Origin of the sequence: Flavobacterium sp., assembly GCF_049240005.1 — a bacterium.
In the GTDB taxonomy this organism is placed as follows: domain Bacteria; phylum Bacteroidota; class Bacteroidia; order Flavobacteriales; family Flavobacteriaceae; genus Flavobacterium.
Genome location: NZ_JBMLTK010000010.1, coordinates 1 through 21,575, shown reverse-complemented (window position 1 = coordinate 21,575; position 21,575 = coordinate 1). Strand labels below are relative to the sequence as shown.

13 protein-coding genes are annotated in these 21,575 nt (G+C 41.4%); 9 read left to right on the top strand and 4 right to left on the bottom strand.

Annotated features, from left to right (window positions below; all coding sequences use genetic code 11):
• Positions 1 to 114 precede the first annotated feature (114 nt).
• Positions 115 to 957, top strand: a complete 843-nt coding sequence (gene prmA, locus ACOVQQ_RS00715; protein ID WP_421816518.1) for a 50S ribosomal protein L11 methyltransferase — start codon at positions 115 to 117, stop codon at positions 955 to 957.
• A 56-nt stretch (positions 958 to 1,013) separates the two neighbouring features.
• Here prmA and ACOVQQ_RS00710 read toward each other — a convergent pair whose 3' ends face one another.
• The 3 genes from ACOVQQ_RS00710 to ACOVQQ_RS00700 all read right to left on the bottom strand — a co-directional run bounded on the left by ACOVQQ_RS00710 (position 1,014) and on the right by ACOVQQ_RS00700 (position 4,718).
• Positions 1,014 to 1,580: a Crp/Fnr family transcriptional regulator gene (locus ACOVQQ_RS00710; protein WP_298143374.1), complete on the bottom strand. Its 567-nt coding sequence runs from the start codon at positions 1,578 to 1,580 to the stop codon at positions 1,014 to 1,016.
• A gap of 1 nt (position 1,581) precedes the next feature.
• A complete protein-coding gene (locus ACOVQQ_RS00705) occupies positions 1,582 to 2,160 on the bottom strand; it encodes a Crp/Fnr family transcriptional regulator (RefSeq protein WP_421816517.1) in 579 nt (192 codons plus the stop codon).
• Positions 2,161 to 2,336: 176 nt separating this feature from the next.
• The gene (locus tag ACOVQQ_RS00700) at positions 2,337 to 4,718 is read right to left on the bottom strand and encodes a TonB-dependent receptor (protein ID WP_421816516.1); all 2,382 of its coding nucleotides are present in this window, start codon (positions 4,716 to 4,718) and stop codon (positions 2,337 to 2,339) included.
• Positions 4,719 to 5,007: 289 nt separating this feature from the next.
• Here ACOVQQ_RS00700 and ACOVQQ_RS00695 point away from each other — a divergent pair, with 289 nt between their 5' ends.
• The gene (locus ACOVQQ_RS00695; protein WP_421816515.1) at positions 5,008 to 5,286 is read left to right on the top strand and encodes an ATP-dependent Clp protease adaptor ClpS; all 279 of its coding nucleotides are present in this window, start codon (positions 5,008 to 5,010) and stop codon (positions 5,284 to 5,286) included.
• 55 nt (positions 5,287 to 5,341) lie between these two features.
• On the opposite strand, the gene ACOVQQ_RS00690 is transcribed toward ACOVQQ_RS00695, so the two are convergent.
• The gene (locus ACOVQQ_RS00690) at positions 5,342 to 5,797 is read right to left on the bottom strand and encodes a lipocalin family protein (RefSeq protein ID WP_421816514.1); all 456 of its coding nucleotides are present in this window, start codon (positions 5,795 to 5,797) and stop codon (positions 5,342 to 5,344) included.
• A 114-nt stretch (positions 5,798 to 5,911) separates the two neighbouring features.
• On the opposite strand from ACOVQQ_RS00690, the gene ACOVQQ_RS00685 reads away from it, so the two are divergent.
• The 7 genes from ACOVQQ_RS00685 to ACOVQQ_RS00655 form a co-directional block, all read left to right on the top strand.
• Entirely contained in the window at positions 5,912 to 6,400 is a 489-nt protein-coding gene (locus ACOVQQ_RS00685) for a DUF4199 domain-containing protein (RefSeq protein WP_421816513.1), read from the top strand.
• A 1-nt stretch (position 6,401) separates the two neighbouring features.
• Positions 6,402 to 6,854, top strand: a complete 453-nt coding sequence (locus ACOVQQ_RS00680; protein WP_421816512.1) for a 2-dehydro-3-deoxyphosphooctonate aldolase — start codon at positions 6,402 to 6,404, stop codon at positions 6,852 to 6,854.
• A gap of 2 nt (positions 6,855 to 6,856) precedes the next feature.
• Positions 6,857 to 7,675 carry a 3-deoxy-8-phosphooctulonate synthase gene (gene kdsA, locus ACOVQQ_RS00675; protein WP_421816511.1) on the top strand — a complete coding sequence of 273 codons (819 nt, stop codon included), beginning with the start codon at positions 6,857 to 6,859 and terminating at the stop codon, positions 7,673 to 7,675.
• Between the two features lie 465 nt (positions 7,676 to 8,140).
• The gene (locus ACOVQQ_RS00670; RefSeq protein WP_421816510.1) at positions 8,141 to 11,860 is read left to right on the top strand and encodes a fibronectin type III domain-containing protein; all 3,720 of its coding nucleotides are present in this window, start codon (positions 8,141 to 8,143) and stop codon (positions 11,858 to 11,860) included.
• Positions 11,861 to 12,018: 158 nt separating this feature from the next.
• Positions 12,019 to 15,741, top strand: a complete 3,723-nt coding sequence (locus ACOVQQ_RS00665) for a fibronectin type III domain-containing protein (RefSeq protein ID WP_421816509.1) — start codon at positions 12,019 to 12,021, stop codon at positions 15,739 to 15,741.
• 671 nt (positions 15,742 to 16,412) lie between these two features.
• Entirely contained in the window at positions 16,413 to 18,305 is a 1,893-nt protein-coding gene (locus ACOVQQ_RS00660) for a T9SS type A sorting domain-containing protein (RefSeq protein WP_421816508.1), read from the top strand.
• 14 nt (positions 18,306 to 18,319) lie between these two features.
• The coding region (locus ACOVQQ_RS00655; protein WP_421816507.1) for a hypothetical protein at positions 18,320 to 21,575 on the top strand (3,256 nt) is incomplete at its 3' end.

Sequence of the window (21,575 nt, the reverse complement as noted above, 5' to 3'; positions counted from 1 at the left end):
TCCACGAGACGTTTGCCGCCGGACCGCCCAAAAAACTAAAAAAGCGATGAACAATTATTGATATATGTCGGTTTTTTAGACCAGAAGCGAGTACTTTTGCAGAAAATTATTGGCATGTCGCAGCATTATTTTGCATATCATTTTACAATTAATCCGGTACAGCCGGGCACCGATATTGTTTTGGCGTCTTTAGAAGCGCTTCCCTTTGAATCGTTTGAAGAAACTGAAACAGGCTTAACGGCTTATATTCAAGAAAATATGCCGGATGCAGGCGCTGAAATGGCCTTTGATTTTTTAGAAAATGAGTTTTTTAGCGTTACGTATCGCATCGAAAAAATTGAACAAGTAAATTGGAATGAGGAGTGGGAAAAAAACTTTGAACCGATTGATGTAAACGGAAAATGTTATGTGCGTGCGCCATTTCATGAACCAAAAAATGCTGATTTTGAGATTGTTATTGAGCCGAAAATGAGTTTTGGTACCGGACATCACGAGACTACCTTTATGATGATTGAACATTTGCTGGAGTTTTCGGTTGAAAATCAGACGGTTTTGGATATGGGTTGTGGCACCGCGATTTTAGCGATTTTAGCTGCGAAGAAATCGGCGGGAAAGGTCGATGCAATCGACAACGATACGTGGTGCTATGAAAATTCACTCGAGAATATTGCACGCAACCAAACGCCTGATATTCGCGTGTTTTTGGGCGATGCCAGCACACTCGAAACCCTTGACGTTACGTACGACCTGATTATTGCGAACATCAACCGAAATATTTTGTTGCAGGATTTAGCTACTTATGTTAAATACCTACAAAAAGGTGGCACTATTTTACTGAGCGGCTTTTACAAGCACGACATTCCGGTTATGGATGAAAAATGTGTTTCGCTCGGACTGTCACAGCAGTTGGTAAAAGAGCGCAACCATTGGGTAGCCATGAAATATGTGAAGTTGTAGAGGAAACGAATCGGCGTGCCACTTCTAGAAGGCTAGCTGTAGTTCTTTCGACACGATTATTTCATTTTCTTTCTGATTCTGCTTAGAGTTTCGGGTTTCATTCCCAAAAAAGAAGCGATAAATTGTAAGGGAACTGTTTGAAGTAGTTCGGGTTGTTCGGTAAGCAGTTTAAAATAGCGTTCGGTTTGCGAATCTTTGATAAAAGATATTTGTCTTTTGGTGCCCAAAATGTAAATGTGCTCGTACAGCTTTAAAAAGAGCTTTCGGAGGTTGGCGTTATCTTGCATCATTTTTTCCACTTTAGCAAAACTAGCGCGGTAATAACACGTTACGTTTATAGATTGAATGTTGATAAACGTTGGCGTATTGTTTCTGATGGAGAACAATTCGGCATAAATACATGGGCCGGTAAGAAACTTGGTGGTAAATTCTTCGCCGTCTTTAATTAAGTAAACGCGACAAATACCTTCGTCGAAGTAAATTAAATCTCGAATAGAATCGCCGGCAGTAAATACGTGATCCATTTTTTTGATGGTTACCGGTTCGAAGAGCGCTTCTAAATCTTCGCGTTCTTGAGCTGAGATACGGCAAAACGTCTCGATAAATTGCTGAAAGTGTTTCATTTTACAATTCTTTAAAGATTCGTTTCCGCACGCGACTTAAGGTTTCGGGTGTCATGCCGAGATAGGATGCAATGAAACGTTGTGGAATTTCGGCGATTACCTTCGGGCGATCGTTAAACAACTTTAGGTAGCGCTCTTGGGGCGAATCGAAGATAAAGGAGTGTTGTCGAAGCAATCCGAATAGATACAGATGTTCTAAGAATTTAAAGAAGATGAGTTCCATTCTGGGATGTAAGGCAATTAGATCATCGAGATCGCTCATTTCAGCCTGCATTAAAACTGCATCTTTTAAGGCTTGCACGTTCATTTTTGTGGGTTCAACGGCACGAACGGCCATTAAATCGGTGAACATCGTCGGACCGAAATAAAAATTCGAGGTGACTTCGCCGGTAGCCGTATTTAAGTACCCGCGCATGATGCCTTCATTCAAAAAGTAAATGCGAGAAACCCGTTCGCCTTCTACAAAAAGATGATCGAGTTTTCGGATTTCCATAGGCTTAAAGATGGAGATAAATGCGGCAATTTCTTCCTCAGTTAAAACTTCAAATCGCTGTAAAAAAATATGTAAATTCGTGTACATGCGTATTTTAATCGATTGTATTATAACCAGAAAAACGGGTAAGGAAGAGTCTGCTTGGTAAAGATACTTCGCAGACTCTTACAATCCCATTCCAAACTAACTAAAAAAACGTAAACTTCTGTTTATCGAGCCATTAACTTATTTGTCGTTGTGGTTTTGCAGCGTACAAATTGATTTTAAAATTGGAAACGGTATCCGAAATCCGGTTGAAAACCAATTTGGTCGATCTGATTTACCTGCTGCGTTACCCGGTTATAATCTCGGGTAAAGACGTTTTCATTATTTGTAATATTCTGAAAATCAATATAAAACTGATGTGAACTCTTTTTCTTAGCGCTATTAAATTTGAAAGAGAACTTTAAATCGAGTCGCAAATAAGCGTCGTATTGTTCTGAATAATACGCTGATTCGTCGAGAACTTCATAGCCTTGCGCTATAGATTCTTGTAAATCGACAGGCGTGTAATAGCGTCCGCCGGAAGTGGTAAACTTGGTATTTATGGCAAAAACGTTCTTTCTTGCTTTTCCAATTTTGAATTCTTTCCCAGCTAAAACATTGAGAATATATCCGTTATTAAAAGGCGAATCGCGTTCAACTTGATCGCTTCCTTTGTACTTGCTTTCAAAGGTAGAAGCGGTTATTAGCGCATTGTATCCTTTGCTAAAGAACTTTTCCAAAGTTAATTCCATACCTCTGTTGTAGCCTGTACCTTCGCTAACTAAGTTGGTTTTGTCGATCGAAAATCCGAAATCAGCGCCTTCTGTTAACGACGAATAACCAGTTGGCACGCGTTCTACCGCTGCGTTATCGATGTCTTGATAATATACCTCAACTTTCAATCGCCAATCTTTTCCAAAACGGTAATCGTAGCCCAAAACGTGATGCTGGCTGCGCACCAATTTCAAATCTCTGTTCGACTGAATGGCAACACCGTCTACGTATTGGTTTAGAAATAAAATAGGAGCAGCTACATTTTGGTGGTGTAGTCCGTAACCGTAGCTGATATTGCTCTTGGGGTTTAGCGAATAACTCGCTGAAAATCGCGGTTCAACAACAGTTTGTTCGTTTAGCGAAAAGTACTGGCCGTGAATACCGGCATTGAACAAGAGTTTTTCGGTAAGTCGAAATTGTCCTTGCACATAAGGTTGAAAAACGGTGTAATTTCCATCGATGTCAATAAGATTTACAAAATCAGGAAGTTGATCGTTATCGGTATCTGCTTGTTGTTCGCGATCCGATAATTCGGAATTTAGTCGGAAGAATTCTACTAAAGCACCCGCGCGGATTGTTGCTTTTCGCGATAATTTGGTATTGAATAAAGAAGAAAGTGTTACGCGACTTTCGGTATTGTCGGCTTCTGTCCAACGTATTTTAAACTCTTCAGGCGTTTCGAGATTGAAATAGCGATCTTGGTCGAATAAATTCCCTGAAGTCGAAACACTTACCACATTTTTAAGGAAGGAACGCTCGCCGAGTTCGATTTGTTGTTTGACACCCAGAACGGCAAATCTCGATTCTACGAAACTGTCTTCATCACGGGTTGCAAAAAGGTCGTCGCTAGATAATTCGACATCCCTTCCTAACAAATCGATGTTTGAATTTCCGAGTATTCCGAAAGCTGAAAACCGGCCTAATTTACTGCGTCCGAAATCGAAATTAAAGGTTACATCGTTATAATTTGGTTGTGCAGCGGTTCCAGCCAAGCCAAGTGAACCAACGATTCCGTAGCGTGCTGCCACGAGAAACGAACCGCCGTTCTTACCTAACGGACCTTCGGCAAGCGCTTCGGCACCAGGAAACGCTGCCACACCTACTGTATATTCGTATGATTCTGAATTTCCTTTTCGTAATCCTAAATCAAAAACGGCTCCGAGCGCATTACCGTATTCTGCCGGAAATGCTGACGTTAAGAAATCGGAATTTGCTAATACGTTCGGATTCAATGCTGAAACCGGGCTTCCCGTAGTGGCAAGAGTTGAAAAGTGGTTCGGACTCGGAATTGGAATTCCTTCCAAACGCCACAACAAACCTGTCGATGAATTTCCGCGAACAATAATGTCGTTTCTACTATCATCGGCGGTAGAAACACCGGCAAAGTTCGATGCTAAACGTGCCACATCGCTTCGTCCGCCGGCATATCGGTTAACTTCGTCTGGCGAAAATTGTCGCACCGAAACAGCAGCCATTTTGTTGATCGCTTTTGCCTTGTTGTTTGGCGCTGCGATTACAACTTCGCTAAGTTCATTAAAGGTTTGGGTGAGTGCAATGTTTGTTAAGACTTCTTTTCCTGAAACAACTTCTAATTCGGGCAAAACGCTGCTTTCATAACCTGTGGCATCTATGGCAATACTTTGTCGACCAAGCGGCACTTGTTCGAGTTTAAAGCGGCCAAACGCATCGGAAACTGCTGTGATGCCGTCGTTTCCGAGTAAGGTAATGACAGCTCCTTCGATCGTTTTTTCAGACTGTTTATCTGTGATTACTCCTCGAATAACACCATTTTGCGCCTGAACTTGCAAAATTAAGAGCATAAAAAAAGAGAACACCAATTTTTTCATTGTACTTGTATTTTTGGGCAAAGGTGTTACAAGAGGAAATGATACAAATTGATTAAAATCAATAAAAAATGAGTGCGCTTAAAGAATCGCCAGCTGATGGCAAAAAATCAATAAATAGAGAAACATCTTTACTTGGAGTAAACAAAGTCTCGCTACAGTTACGCTCAATGAAGTAGGCGAATTTTCCGTAATTACAGAAAACTGCTTGTTTCCGATGGATCTCGCGAGACATTTGTTGAACAGCCGTTTATTAGTACTTTTGCAAACCATTGAATTTAGATGAAAGATTATGCCGCTTGAATTAACCGAATTTGAAACCGACGTTCTCGAAAAAATTGCCGATACGTACGAATTGGTGTTGTATAACGACGATGTAAACACTTTTGATCACGTGATTGAAACGCTGATTCGCGTTTGTGAACATACGCCGATTCAAGCCGAGCAATGTGCCATTTTGGTTCATTACAAAGGACAGTGCACTGTGAAATCGGGTGGATTAGAAGAATTGGCACCAAAATGCAGTGCTTTGCACGATGCCGGACTGAGCGCCGAGATTCAAAAGTCATAAAAAAGCACCTGAAATTTCTTTCAGATGCTTTCGGTTTGGATTATTTGGTTTATCGTTATTGTGCTACTTTAGTGAAAAAGCGCGTAGTTTTTGTGGTAACTCCAGCGTTTGTTTCTTCTATTTCAATTTGCAATTCGGTATTTGTTAATCGAACTATTTGATAAGAACCACCGTAGATATCGCCCGTAATCACAAGAGTGTTTTCTGTTTTGGTATATGTTGCTGGTTCAGCAGCACTCGCTGTGCAAGTGTTTGTAGCATCTCTGAAAAACACGACATTGTTAAAGGCATTTCCTGCGGTAAATTCAATGTAATCTTTGTCGCAACCAGGTTCGTTACCAGTGTAATTTGAAGATATATTCCCTCCATTTGCCGAAATAACCGTGCGAGTTGGTGTCCATTTTGCGATAATAGAAGCTGGCGTGGTTGGTCCGTTGTCGTCGCTACCACACGAAACTAACACAAGGGCAGAAAACCAAAAAAGGAGGCCAACTTTAAAGAAACTTTTCATGATATGCGTTTTAAATTGAGCTGCAAAGTAAGCAGAATATTTTTAAAATTTAACACAAGGTACAATTATACAAAAGCCCGATGAAATCGTGTAATTTTGCAAAAACTCTCGACAATGAAGAATTTTCAAATTGAATACAAGTGGGCCTTCATTCTTACAGTACTCGGCATAGTTTGGATTGCCCTTGAACGAGCGGCCGGTTTACACGATCAGCACATAGATCAGCATCCTATTTATACGAATATAGTGGTACTACCTTCGGTTTTGGTCTATTATCTAGCTTTAAGAGAAAAGAAAAGTAGCTTTTTCAAGAACCAAATGGATTGGAAACAGGGATTCTTATCGGGTTCGGTAATGGCAATCTTTGCTGCATTGATGTCGATACCCGCTGTCTTCTTTTCTTTAAAGGTAGTTTCGCCCGACTTTTTTGCCAATCAAATTAAGTATCAAATTGAGGTTCATGGAAGAACGTTGGAAACGGCAAGCTCTTATTTCAACATGAATACCTATTTGATTACTTCTGCAATTGGCAGTATTTCTTTTGGAATAGTGGTTTCAGCAATTGTGGCGTACTTTTTGAAATCGAAAACGCAAAAAGGATAATATGCGTAAAAAAGTAATTGGCTGTTTGCTTATTGCCGTAGTACTTAGTGCGTGCGTTAGCACAAAATCGACTTTAAAAAACGTGGATGAAAATGCGCCGGACTTGCAACTTAATGCGGTCGGAAATTTTGTCATAACTGACATAAGCACCAATCCTAAATACGGTTACGATAAAGACTATCCGATAAATGTCTTTTTTCAAAACACAAAAAACGATACCATTAATCAATTTCGATTTTTGAATGCTTTGGCGGGTCCGAAAGGTGAAAAAATTCGATTTCGCAAGATCGACGATTGTTGTCCGTTTCCCTCCAAACGCAATGATATTGGTGTTGGATTGCTAAACCGCTACGAGCTCACCTGGGACGGGCAACTAAAACCCGTTGTACTCTACTTAAACATATTTGCCAAAGGCCGAATTGCCGTACCTGTTGGTCTAACTCTTAAAAAATAACTATGCAACTTTCGAATATTCCAAAAATTAAAAATTTAGAAAGCGGAAACTTTTTTGTATTAGCGGGTCCGTGTGCTATCGAAGGCGAAGAAATGGCACTTCGCATCGCTGAAAAACTGGTTGGTATTACCGACAAACTACGTATTCCGTACGTTTTTAAAGGATCGTTCAAAAAAGCAAACCGCAGCCGAATCGACAGTTTTTCGGGTATCGGAGATGAAAAAGCTTTGAAAATTCTTCAAAAAGTTGGACAAACATTCGACATTCCAACAGTAACCGATATTCACACCAACGAAGATGCTCCTAAAGCTGCAGAATTTGTTAATGTTTTGCAAATTCCGGCATTTTTAGTACGTCAGACCGATTTGGTTGTAGCCGCAGCTCAAACCGGTAAAACTGTGAATTTGAAAAAAGGACAGTTTATGAGTCCGGAAAGTATGAAACACGCAGTGCAGAAAGTACTTGACTGCCATAATCAAAACGTAATGGCCACCGATCGTGGAAGTATGTTTGGTTATCAGGATATGATTGTCGATTTCCGCGGTATCCCGGCGATGCAGCAGTTTGCAACCACCGTGCTCGATGTAACACATTCCCTGCAACAGCCTAATCAAATCGCGGGAGTTACGGGCGGCCGACCCGACATGATTGAAACGATTGCGAAAGCAGGAATCGCCGTAGGTGTCGATGGTATCTTTATTGAAACACACTTCGATCCGGCAAATGCCAAAAGCGACGGTGCCAACATGCTACACCTCGACTATTTTGAAGGTTTAATGACACGTTTGGTGGCCATTAGGCAAACGATTAATAGCTTTTAAATCGGAGTTCGATTTATCAGTTGAGCTTAAGCTGTTAAATAAACGCCGAAACAGATATAAGGATTCTCACGTTTCATCTAGTTATCCTCAAACTCACTAATACATAGATATTATTGATTTTGAGGATTTTTTTATGCCGACCATAAAGGTTGACTAGTCATCTAGATAAATGGAAATGCTATTCTGAAAGTGCTTACAGAAATTAAACATATGCTAAGGAAAAGAATTGACTACTACGAAAGTGCCGAGAACACTGCGTACGACGGAAACAAGGCAGTAATAAAACTTTCCCTAAAACAATAAAAAAGTCACAACTAGTTGATAATGTTTCTATTGTACTGTCTTTTATTTATAATTTAAGATTCGTTTAACATTTTTTAATTAATTTTAAACATTTATTAAAATTACAGACGCAACCTTTCAATTTCGCCATTATCTTACAATCGAACCAAAAACGAAAAACGCATGAAATCACTAGTACGCTTAATTGCTATGGTACTGTTTTTTAGCACAACCGCTTCTGTAGGTCAGTGCATTAACAACAGCCAATATCCATGGTCGCCAGTAATATTGCAAAACAGTGGCGCGCAGGAGTATATATCAAATTGTACTTGGACTATGGAGTTCGCCTATCTTATGAATGTGGCTCCTAACATCGGTTACATTTTTACCTGTAACCAAAACGGAAGTGCAAAATACATCACTGTAACCTCTGTGGCTAACGAAGTGATTGCACACGGTATTTCACCACTTACTGTACAAAATATTCCTTATTCGGAAATTCGTGTACATTATTCTGAAGACGAAACGTGTGGTGTAGAGACAAACTGTGCTGATACGTTTGTGCAAGCGGTGTTATCTTGCATGCCGCCAACGAATTTAAATGCAACTGTTTTATCGAGTTCAAGCGCAGAATTAACATGGACAGCGCCACAAGACACCAATAATTTTGAAGTTTATGTTGTTAATATGGATAACCAAAATCCACAACCCGACAGCATACTTCCCATTCCCGTAACCGGAACATCCTATACGGCAACTAACTTAACAGCAGGAACACTGTATCAGTTTGCGGTTCGTTCGGTTTGCGAAGATGAAACAGGACCAATTAACATTTCACCTTATTTTTACACGCCGTGTGATTCGTTTACTTCATTAAATGAAACTTTCGAACAATCGTATTACACGTTGCCTAACTGCTGGCAGGCTATCCGACGTGGCGACGGACTAACCGGACATGCCAGTATCACTGCTAACTACGCTTACCCAACAACTTCGGGAACAACTGCCGTTCAGTTTTATGCAGATGGTTCCAACTTATCGAATGCCGATTTAATCTTGGTAACTCCTCCCCTTTCTAACATAAACGAAAATTACCGTTTGAGATTTGCTGCACGCGGAAGTCAGAGCTTACAAGTGGGCACACTAGACAGCAATACTTTAGATGCAGTATTCACACCGCTTCAAACAATTACGCCTACCGATGTTATGGCATACTACACTGTTGATTTTTCAAATTATGTTGGTAGTGATACGTACATCGGAATCCGTTTAACAGGCAACGGAAGTTATGATCCTGTTTTTGTTGATGATGTAGTTTGGGAACAGAACCCCGCTTGTCCGGACATTGCTGCAGCCGAAGTAACTGCAACCGGAACCAATTCGGCAACGATTTCCTTCCAAAATATCCCCGCAGCTGCATCCTACGATATTTCTTATGCCGTTAGTTCTACAAACGATCCAAATCAAGGAGCTATCGTAAACACAACTGCAAATCCATTTGAAATCAATTCTTTAGAACCAAATACAACCTATAATTTCTGGATCCGCACCCGTTGTGGCGAAGAAGAAGTAGGATATTGGTCGGCTGCTACAACTGCCACTACCAACTGTGCTGCTGTAGCGACATTTTACGAGCAATTCACTGGAGCATACGAATTACCTAACTGTTGGAGAGGCATAGTAAGAAACCAACCCGCTTCATCGTATTCAGGAATTTACATTACTAATTTCAGTAATACTACCGAGCAAAATAGCGCCTATTTATACCAAGATTATCTGATAGAAAATCTAGACGTTATTTTAGTGTCGCCTGCGGTAACTAATTTGAACACAGGAACGAACCGAGTCAAATTCAAAGCGTTTGGAACCGGCGATGTAATTTTAGGAACCATTAGTGGTTCTGGCGACAATGCCGTATTCACTGCCTTGCAAACTTTCGATTTAAATGAAAACGTACAAACCATTACGTACAATTTTGCCGCAAGTGCTTCAACCGATGCTAACATCGCGTTTAAAATAGCGGCGGAGATCGCATATTCGTATATCGTATTGGACGATATTTCCTACGAAGCCATTCCTGCTTGTCCGGATGTTACAGGTATCAGCGCAAGCAATGTAAGCACAAACCAAGCTCAAATTAATTTTAACGAGGTTTCCGGAGCTGTAGCCTACGAAGTTGTGGTAACCACAGCTAATTCGCCAGAAGGCGCAACACCAGTAACATTTGAAACAAATTCGGGCATCGTCACTAATCTACAAGCAAATACAGCTTACAAGGTTTTTGTGAGAAGCAGCTGCGGCGAAAATCAACTCGGCGTATGGTCGGAAGCCTTTACATTCTACACAAGTTGCGAAACTGTAGAAGGATTTATCGAAACGTTCGAAGCGGTAATTACTCCACAACTACCAAACTGTTGGACAGGAATTGTAAGCGGTCCAAATGTTTCGCCATACAGCAGTATTCAAACGTATTACTATGGACAAAACCAAGCAAACCTTCAACTTGTATATCTATTCGGTGACGGTTCCACAATCGATTCCAACTCAAACATAACCTTAGTTTCGCCACGCGTAAGTACATTAAATTCAGGCCAATACCGCGTTCGATTCTCCGCCTTCGGAAATGCTACTTTAGTAGTGGGTACCCTAAGCTCAAACAATGCCGATGCTACATTTACTCCGGTACAGACTTTTCAGTTCACTGAGTATAACAACTACACATATTCGGTAGTATTCGATACACCTACGACTGATGAATACATTGGTTTTAAATTAGAAGGTGGCGACATCTACAATTACGTGGCGCTCGACGACATTTACTACGAGCCAATTCCAGCTTGCGACGATATTTACAACGTTTCTATTGTTGATTTCGACGACGATGATATTTCACTAGCGTGGGAAGGAAATAACAATGATGGAGGTGTGGTTGTTTACAGCACCGTTCCAAATACAGATCCAAATCTGCTTTCAACTTATTATCCGACTTCTGAAAACAGCATCGAACTAGAAAATTTAGAGCCTTTAACGGTTTACTACATTTGGATTAAGTCAACTTGCGCTGCGGGAAGTGGCGTTTGGATTGGTCCGATTATCGCAAATACAGATTGTGCGACTTCAAATATTGAAGAAATTTCAGAAGAAGGATTTGATTATGAAAACGGCGCTATGCCTTACTGCTGGTCGGCTGCCGTGTATGAAGGAGACACCCAATGGCAGATGTACGAACCTACTGGTGATGGAAGTATTGCCGAAGCCTACTCAGGAAGTACGATCGCTTACAAACAACCTTCGGCTAGCTCTGCAGTATTATTCGCCGCACCGATTGATTATACCGATATCACACAAGCCACAGAAGTCGACGTTTACCTACACAGACATGAAAATGCCCACGAGAGCGACATGTACAATGTTTATGTGAACACCGAAAGAAGCATGGACGGAGCTATGTTAATCGGTACTATTCACTCGAGAAACAGTATTGAACCCGTAGTTAGTGCTTCTGGCTTCTACAATTATAAATTCGACATCCCAGCACAGATGAACGGAATGGAAAGTGTTTATGTGATGATTGAAGGAATTACAGTAGATAGCGATACTTCCGAAGGTTTGGGAGTTGAAAACTTTATAGTTCAATTCGCTGAAACTTTAAATGTAGATGCTCCAAATTTCGAAGGATCTGTACGCGTTTTCCCAAATCCGGCGACAACACTTCTAAATGTATCGGCCTCCGAGAATATCGAAGCAGTAAAAATCTTAAACCAATTAGGTCAGGTTGTATTTGAAAAGAAAAATACAGGCAACAGCGCACAAATCGATGTTTCGCAACTCGCAACAGGCGCATATTTCGTGCAGCTATTCAGCAATAAAGCAAACACTACAAAGAAGTTTATCAAGCAGTAGTTTTTAATTAAGTTGTTTATCAAAAACCTATCACCAAAAGTGGTAGGTTTTTTCGTTAGAAAAAGATAGTAATCCTACTTTTTTGTGATATATCTCTTTTGCCTCGTTTAGATTAGGTGGAAACAGTAACTTCGTAGGAATGTAAAACTTAAAGTACTATGAAGAAAATTACGATCTTTTTGCTGCTGCTCTGTAGTTATGGAGCAATAGCGCAATGCATCAATCCGAATCAGTTCCCTGCCGATCCGATAGTTTCTAATAACTTGGGGCTCGTACAGGAAATTTCATCCTGTAATTATACCTCGGAGTATGCTGCCGTATCCAATCTATCAATCGGAACGGATTACGTATTCACCTGTGTACGCAATGGCGTAGACAAGTACATTACAATTACCGATTCCTCTAATGAAGTAATTGCCTCCGGACCGTCGCCATTAACCGTCTCGGCAATTCCCGTGTCAACCATTCGCGCACATTATTCCGAAGACGAATCGTGCACTACGCAAAACAGCTGCCACATTACCACTATTCAGGCGCTCTTAGCCTGCGCACCACCAACCAATGTTGCTACATCAGCTATTGGAACAACTACCGCTTCATTTACATGGAATACCGGTGGCTCCGAAACGCAATGGGAAGTACTTGTACAATTAGCAACCGCTGCCGCTCCTGAAAGCTCGCAAAACGGAACGGTGGTTACCGAAAATAACTATACTGTAAGTAACTTAACGTTAAGTACCGAGTACGAATTTTACGTTCGCTCAAGTTGCGACGGTGATTTCAGTCCGTGGACACTTGCAGTACCTTTTACAACAAACTGCGAAAACAGCGATTTCGTCAGCGAGAATTTCGATACTGCAGAAATCGGAGAATTACCCGCTTGTTGGAGCAAAATTATTCGCGGCGACAACATTACCTTTTCTTCAGTTGGAGCAGTCGATTATAATTCGACCGTTTCAGCACCAGTTTCGGTTCGTTTAAATCAATCAAATGCAAATATTAATAACAGCGACATCATTTTAGTGTCTCCACCACTTTCAAATGCTGGCGCAGGAACACATAGAGTTAAATTCTTCGCTGAAGGTACCGCAAACATTCAAGTAGGCACCTTAGACAACAATTCAAATACCGGAACTTTTACCGAAGTCCAAGCATTTGAATTGACTAATAACATGACCGAATATGTTGTCGACTTCAGTTCGGTTACTAACACAGATAATTTTATCGCATTTCGCCTGCAAGCAAGCTTTACTTTTGAAGAGGCTTTTCTTGATAACATCGTTTGGGAAGCCATTCCAAGCTGTCCAGATGTAATTGAACTCGCTGCCGTAGGTATTTCTGAATCTAGTGCCATCATTTCATGGAGTTCGCAAGGTACAGAAACTACCTGGCAAGGTGTAATTAGTACAACTGCGAATACCAATCCAAACCAATTAACGCCAGCAAATTTTGACTCTACCTCGGGAACTTTCGCAGGTCTAAATGCAGATACACGTTACTTCATCTGGATCCGTTCGTACTGCTCTGCAACCGACCTTGGAGCTTGGATTGGCCCACTCGAAGTAAGAACCGATTGTGAACCAATTGCAGCATTCAGCGAAAACTTCGACAGCTCGCAATCACTACCTGCTTGCTGGAGAGGTATCCGAAGAGGTCCGACCATTTCAGAATTTTCAAGCATAAGCATTACTTCGTTCCAACCAGCCGGTTCATTGCCAAATTCAGTTGAACTCTACAACAGTAATTCTGCAACCACAAACGGAGACGATATTATTCTGGTTTCACCTACTTTATCGAACCTTAGCCAAGGAACCAACCGCATCAAGTTTAGAGCAAGAGGTTCGGGTAGTATTGAAGTAGGAACGGTTGATAATTCACTCAATACAGCAGTTTTCAACCTGATCGAATCGATACCCGTTACAAATAACAGCGCAGAGTTTGTAGTAAATTACGACAGCTACACAGGAACCGATCGTCACGTAGCTTTCCGCATGAGCAACCCATCACTGTTCTCCTCTATCTTTTTAGACGACATTACCTGGGAAACAATTCCAAATTGCCCCGATGTTATCGAATTAGCCCTTGCTTCAACTACCACAACCACCGCAACGGTAATTTGGACAAGCCAAGGAAACGAAACCAATTGGCAATATGTTATCGGCAGCAATACCGAGACAAATCCAAACAGCTTAACTCCTGCACTTGTTAATGCAACCGAGGCCGTGATTCCCGATTTAACCGCAAATACACCTTATCGTGTTTGGATCAGATCGTATTGCAGCGCTAACGAACTTGGAGCTTGGATTGGTCCACTTAACATCCGAACTGCCTGCGAAGCTGTTGCCGAATTTTCAGAGGATTTTGACGATGTTACCACACCTGCCCTACCCGATTGTTGGACAAGAATTCTTCGTGGACCTTCAATTTCAAACTTTGCAAACGTGAACACCGTATCCTTTGTTACAGGTTCTTCTGAGCCAAATTCCGTGCAGCTATACAACGACAACTCGACCACAACTGAAAATGATATTGTACTCGTTAGCCCGAATTTGTCTACGCTAGCAAGTAACTCCTATAGAGTGAAATTCTTCGCTTTCGGTCAAGGTTCAGTGCAAATCGTAACACTCGACAGCAATACTAGCGAAGCAAACTATACGGTAATTGCCGATGTGCCAATTACAAGCGATATCCCGCAAGAATTTGCTGTAAATTTCGATACCTCAACAACCGATACGTATTTCGGCTTCAGACACAACGCAACAGGAATTTTTCAATCGATCTACATAGACGATGTGCGCTACGAAGTTGCTCCAACCTGCCCAGATGTTACCGAAATTGTATCAAACGGACCTTCAACTACCACAACAGCAGATATTGCATGGACAGCTGGAGGTAGCGAAACAAACTGGCAATATGCGGTTACAACAGACGACAATACCGACCCAGACACAGTAACGCCTAGTGAAGTTCTTAATGATACGTCAGCTACTATCACTAACCTAGAACCAGGCACAGAATACTTCGTATATGTACGCTCGGTTTGTCCAAATAACGACTTTGGGGCGTGGATCGGACCGTTCGAATTCGAAACACAGTGTATTCCAGCAGTATATAGCGAAGAAGAAGTAGAAGACTTCGAAGGAACTACAGGAACTGAGCTACCAACGTGTTGGACTGCCGAATTAGTTTCTGGAGACAACAACTGGGAAGGTCTAACTCCGCAATTCGGCGATATCACCACTACGCACTCAGGAACACGTATCGCGTTTAAAAACTATCAGAATTCAACCGCATACTTGTACTCGCGTCCGTACGACTTCGCAAATATTACCGAAGAAACACAGCTTAATGTGTGGTTACACAGACATAATCTGGCCGACGAAGCCGATAAATATAACATCTACGTTAACACAGTTCCAAGTATAGAAGGCGCAGAGTTAATTTTCGAACAATTCTCGATTTCGTCTGCCGAGCCTACCGTTCCAAGTACCGGTTTTTACAACTACATTGCGCCAATTCCTGCATCGGTAAACGGGCAATCTACCGTGTACTTCATCATCGAAGGTATCACAACCGCAGGATTTAGCTCGTACGCCTTAGGTGTCGACGATTTTAACGTAGAAACCGTTCTTGGCGTAGATGTGCCCGTAAACGATACGTTCAAAATGGCACCGAATCCAGCGAACGACCTATTGCAAATAAGCGCTTCAAACGCCATGCAAAACGTGCGTGTTTACAATTTAATCGGTCAAGAATTAATTGTTAAAGAGGTTAATGCAACCACAACAACAATCGATGTTCGAAGCTTACCTACAGGAACTTACGTGGTTAAAATCACTTCCGACGGCAAGTCACAAACACAAAAGCTGATCAAAAAGTAAAAAACACCATTTTTAAATTTAAAAAGACTGTATCTCCAGATGCAGTCTTTTTTTTTGCCCCAAACTTCACCGAGCAATACACAACCACGCCGTTCTAGGCTTCTTATTTGGGCGGCATTTCGCGCTTTCCGTTTCAATAAAGCTTTGCAACAGCCGTTTTTGCAGTTACCGGCAAAGCTTCCGCTGGTCGCTTTCCCAGCAACGCAAACACAGGCCATTGCCGCAACTTTATTTCCACTGCAATCACGGCCGCGGGCATACGTGACCAAAATTGCGTTCAGGTTCTTCGCGCCGATTTAAACCCGAGAACAAATCCAAGTTCTAATCGACCAATATGCAAACAAAACAATGCCTGTAACAAAGACAAAACGATACCCGAAAACTTAAAATCCACGTGTCAATCACTAAGTGCTTTTCGACTGTTAATTCTCCAACAAACAACATTTATTTTGTTAAAAATTTATACAACGCGCTAACTGTTACGACCTGGTAACAACCGAATTTTTACAGTAAACACAAGGCTTTGCAAAAAAATGGATTAAAAAAACACAATTAATTGTAAATCAATTTTTGAAATATTTGTGTTATAAAATCATTAACGGTTGTTTGAGCCGTTTTTACAGTCATTTTTTCTCTACTTTTAATCCCAACCAATTAATAACCCAAAACGTATGCTCCGATACATTTTACCGCTGTTACCGTTAGCGGCTTTCAGCCAAGACATTCAATGGGAGAAATCGTTTGGCGGTAGGCAAGCCGAGTATTTATTCGACATTCAAGCCACAGCCGATTACGGTTTTCTGCTCGCCGGAAGTTCGCTTTCCGAAAAATCAGGTAATAAAAAAACCGACGGTCTGGGCGACCTCGACTACTGGTTGTGTAAAATGGACGAGCAAGGCCAACTCGTATGGCAAAAAAGTTACGGCTCGCTAAACTCCGACGTGCTCAAAGTGGTTAGAAATACTCGCGACGGCGGTTTTATCCTCGGCGGAACCTCTAACAATAGTTTTGGAAACCCCGCTGAAGCAACGGGCAGCAAACGTTACGGCGGCAACGATTTTTGGATTGTAAAACTCGACGCATACGGAAACCAACTTTGGGAGCAAACCTACGGCGGTAAAGGACAAGATGAACTAAGCAGTATTCTGGTACTTCCCAACGGCGAGTTTCTGCTGGCTGGCTCCTCGAATTCAAGCGCCGAATCGGCTACAACACCAAACCCATTCAGCAAAACAGCCGCACAAGGAGGTATGGATTATTGGTTGCTGCGTATCGATTCGAGCGGCGAAGTGCTGTGGCAAAAAACCTACGGCGGCAAATACAACGACCAACTTACGGCGGCAACGGCAACTACCGACGGTGGTTTTGTAATTGGCGGTTACTCCAACTCGCCTGCTTCTGGCGATAAAACCGAAACTTCCGGCGCCGTAGGATCAGATTATTGGGTTTTAAAACTCGACAAAAACGGCACGCTAGAATGGCAAAAAACGTACGGCGGCGATAAAGACGACCAACTTCAAGTAGTGGTAAACTGCCAAGACAAAGGAATTATTCTAGCAGGAACCTCAGCCTCGGCATCCGGCAAGACAAAAAAGGTGAGCAACGGCAGCGGCAACGACTTTTGGTTGATTAAACTAGACGAATTCGGTACCGAGCGTTGGCAAAAAACCTATAACTTCTCGGAAACCGACGTGCTGAAATCGGTGGTTGAAAATCCGGATGGTACGCTCTTGATCGGCGGATACAGCGGATCGAACGCGCAAGTAGATAGCGCTTTCAACGGCGATTTCATTGCATTAAAGCTCGATGCTTCGGGCGAGGAACTTTGGAGTAAAATCGTAGGCAGTGAAGGGGTCGATATGCTTACCAAGGTTATCGAAACCCGCGACGGCGGCTACGTTTTGGTAGGAACAGCCGATGGAACGCCGGTACAAAAGAAAAAGAAAAAAAGTGTTTTAAAGAAAAACGGCATTACCAACGACAGCCAGCAGCTGCACGGCGCCCAAACGCTCAACAACGAACTCAACTCGGAGTTCGACCAAGCACGTGCCGACATTAACGATGCGTACAAAAAACAAGCCGATGCGCTTACAACGGGCGTTAAAGATGCGGTAGGCTTAAAAGACGACAGTCCAATTAAACTCGGTGGGCTTTCCGACCAGCTTGTTGGCGCAGGAGGCTCTGCTGGAGGAAACGGGTATAAAAACAAATTACTCGGCGACGAAGGCAAGAAAAAGCTACCCGCATCGGGCGATAAATCCGAAAACTTGGGCGGCAAAGATTACTGGATTGTCAAGCTAAAAGACAAACAAAAGAAAGAGGAAGCGCGCAAAAGTTTAGAAGCATTTCCGAACCCCACAACCGATCAAACCAACATTGTAGTTGGCTTCCCTTACGAAAAAGGCACGCTAAGTGTGTTCGATATTAGCGGACGTTTGCTCGATACGTTTGCTGTTACCGAACAAACCATACCCATTGCCATCGGAAAATACCCCGCAGGGATTTATGTGGTAGAAGTAGCTACTAATAAAGGAACAGGAAGTGTGAAGATAATTTTGAATTAAGCAAGTACTGAAATATGAAATTACCAGCTATAGTTTTACTATTTACAGCCTTTTTTGGGTTTGCACAACCCGGCGCTAGCAGCACTAATGAAAGAACCGACGCTTTCATACCGCCATCTCCATCAGTTAGTGCGCTGATGAAATATGAAGAAATACCTGTTTCAAATTATACGGGTGTCCCATCTATTGACGTACCTATTTTTAATCACCAAGATGCTACCTCGAACTTTAGCTTCCCTGTTTCTTTAAGTTATCACACCGGTAACATTAAGCAAAGCGATGTAGCAACAGAAGTAGGTTTAGGTTGGAGCTTAAAAGCTGGGGGCTGTGTTTCACGAGTCGTGCAAGATGTACCGGATGAAATGGCAAAACCGATGCAGAAGTACGGTATATACCGATCGGATCCGTATAGCTCAACCGTGAATTTTTCAAATACTATAAACTACCTTACCTCTACTGAGCCTTTTTCCAATCTAAATGCATTTCTATTTGCACCAAATGCGAACATGCCCGATAATGTGCAACAATTTTTGTGGGAGACCACTGCAAAAGGAAAATACGATACGAAGCACGACCTCTGGCAGTTTAATTTCGGTAATTACACAGGAAGGTTCATTATTAAAAAAAATGCGCAGGGAATACTACATGTGGTGCTCTTGGAACACAGTAACTTAAAAGTAATAAATCACTATGACGGTGAAGGGCAAAATGGAAATTCCACCACACCACCTTCATACACACCAACTGGTTTCACAATAGTAGACACTTACGGAAATAGATACATTTTTGATATTGTAGAAAATGTCACATCCAGCACATTTTATACACGAACTTATCAGAACAACGTAAGTAACTTAGGATATAGCATCAACTTCACCTGTCCAAGTACCTTTTACCTTTCACGAGTTGAAAACGAAGCCGGTCAAGTTTTGGCTACTTTAGAGTATGAAGCTGCGGCTCAAGAAGAACCCAAAGTTGGCGCTACGACAAGAAACACTATAACCAGTCATGATCAAATTGTAGAAAACTGGTTTAACCAATTTGTAACTGATTGTTTTGTAATCTATACTCCCATAAATTATACAAGTATTTTACCGACTATTGAGACAACAAAATCAAGCAATCTATACGAAGCTAAAAAAGTAAAGAAGATAAATATTGTTAGAAAAGGATCAATAGAATTCACGTATACTTTAGGGCGTGAAGACGAAAATATCGTAACCCCAGAAAACTGCGTATTTTTAGACAAGATTGATATTAAAGCAGCAGATTCTTCACTAATTAGTACCTATGACTTTTCTTACACGTATATAGACGCGGTAGTAAAAAAACTATTTCTACGCAATATTACTCTAAGAAATGGTGTTCAAGGAGAATCCATACGGTTTAGGGAATTTCGGTACAAAGAAATTCCTCAAACATTAGATACACCACACTCCGACTACTGGGGATATTTAAAAGACTGCCGAATTCTGGGCACAAACACGTTCGATAAAGAAACTGATGACCTTTTAGCAGCTACATTCAGTCTAGAAGAAATCATTTTACCAACCGATGGAAAAATAAAACTAGAATTTGAACCAAATACGTACTCTGCGATTGGTACCGAGGTACTCGATAATTTCGATGCAAATCCAAACAATTGGGATTACTTTACAACACCTAAGACCATCCCGTTACCTGCAAGCCCCACTGCTGTTAGTTTTTTTACGCTATACCAAGAGCAAGACGTTTACTTTGAAATTAACAACAACTTCGGAAACCATACCAATGTAGCATGGCAATACAAATTGTTCAAAAATAATGAAACAACTCCAACAGCCACAATTCTAGATTTTGATGGAGAAAATCCTATAACAACCGCCGAACGTACCTTACCTCCCGGTAATTATACCGTTAAGTTTGAAGTTTTAAACATGGGATTGAATTTTTCCAATGGCGCTCAGGCAAAAATTACGGCACATCACAAAAACAAAAAAGTTGGCTTATCAAGCCCTAACGTACCAGCAACGGGAATACCTTTTGAATTTCTCTATGGCGGCGGTATTCGAGTAAAAGAAATAGCATATTTTAATGAAATAAACAGCCAAACACCTGTTATTACAAAAAGCTATGACTATCAAGACGAAAACAATAGCAAGCGATCAAGTGGAGCATTAGTTTCATTACCAATCTTCAGACAAACTCGGCAAAAAAGACTCCCTTTACTCTACTGTACACAACAGCCTACTTCTGGCGGTGCCTCCGCGGCAGGTGGTTTTACAGTAACTTACAATTCGATTTCTACGAGTGCCCTCAATGACAGTGGTAATACCAAAGGTGGGTTCGTGGGTTATAAAAACGTTACTGTTTATCAGACCGACCTAGGCAGATCCGTATTTACTTATACCAATGCAACCGACTATCCCGATCTATTGGTCGGAATTGCCGCTTTAAATCAAAAAAAATTAAATTACGATTATAAGCGCGGTTTACTTCTTTCAGAAAAACATTTTGAAAATTCGAGTAAGCTCTTGAAAAAGGTTGAATACGGTTACGATTTTGAGCAGGAAGAGCTACTTCTGGGTTTAAATATGTTTGGTGACTATGATGAAATGTACAGTGTTCACCCTGCCTTTCAGTTTTTTCAGTCGTATAGTCAATTCAAAGAAATGGCTCAAACGGGATGCGTAGAAGAAGGAAATATGAATAAGCCTTGTTATGTTGGAGATCCCGCTGAAGTAGTGGAACCCGACCTTGGAACTCGATTTAATTACGCACGTGAAATAAAAGGTTGGGCAAAACTAACCACACAAACCACAACAGAATATTTCTACGAAGGTGTCAACCAAAACCCAGTTACAACCCAACAGAGCTTTAGTTATAATGCGGGTAATCGTTTAGTAAAACAAGTTACCACATCTAACTCTCTGGGTCAAGAACTTCGGACAAAAACCATTTTTGTTAACGATTCTGACTATACAGAAGCAATAAAACCGCAACTAATCGCTAAAAACCTCGTTGAAACTCCCTTGCGTACCGAAGTGTATAATCAGAATTTACTTACGGCGGTAAAACGGTTCGACTATAGTTTATTCCCTAATAATAGACTGTTGCCTTCTTTTGAATTTCTTACTAAAGGAGCACATACGGCTGTGGCAGATGTAAACTATACCAAATACGATAATTTCGGAAACTTAAACGAGTATATCTTGAAAAACAATGCCGTTGTTAGCTTCATCTACGGCTACCAATCGACCTTACCTGTAGCTAAGATTGAAAACCTGGCCT